Raw genomic sequence first — 672 nt, 5'->3', positions numbered from 1 at the left:
ACCGTCGGCAAAGTACCGGAAAATGCAGACGGAGGAATTGAACTCAAAGTAGACAATCCGTCACTTGCAACAATTGATCAATCGGGTAACTTCGAAGCAAAACAAGCGGGTGAAGTAACGATCATCGCTACATCCGGCAGCATAGAAAAACGTGTAAAAGTAAAAATCACCAAGGCTCCCGTTGCCTTGACCGACATCAATCTAAGCGTAGCGAAAACCGAAGTACAAGAAGGCGAAAGCATGCAAGTAACCGTCGGCAAAGTACCGGAAAATGCAGTCGGAGAAATTCAACTCAAAGTAGATAATCCGTCACTTGCAACACTTGATCAATCGGGCAACTTTAAGGCAAAACAAGCAGGAGATGTAACGATCATCGCTACATCCGGCAGCATAGAAAAACGTGTAAAAGTAAAAATCACCAAGGCTCCCGTTGCCTTGACCGACATCAATCTAAGCGTAGCAAAAACCGAAGTACAAGAAGGCGAAAGCATGCAAGTAACCGTCGGCAAAGTACCGGAAAATGCGGGCGGAGAAATTCAACTCAAAGTCGATAATGCGTCACTTGCAACAATTGATCAATCGGGTAACTTTAAAGCAAAACAAGCAGGTGAAGTAACGATCATTGCTAAATGCGGCAGTATTGAAAAACAAGTAAAAGTAAAAATCACCAAG

Annotated in this window: 1 protein-coding gene; it reads left to right on the top strand. The window is 43.6% G+C overall.

Annotation, left to right across the window (positions count from 1 at the left end):
• Nucleotides 1–672 (top strand): Ig-like domain-containing protein (locus WKT05_RS10570; RefSeq protein ID WP_340414061.1); only part of this gene is annotated, 672 nt, incomplete at both ends.

Origin of the sequence: Peptoniphilus sp. HCN-40583, assembly GCF_037892835.1 — a bacterium.
Lineage (GTDB): Bacteria > Bacillota > Clostridia > Tissierellales > Peptoniphilaceae > Aedoeadaptatus > Aedoeadaptatus rachelemmaiella.
This window is presented reverse-complemented; position numbering and strand designations above follow the sequence as displayed.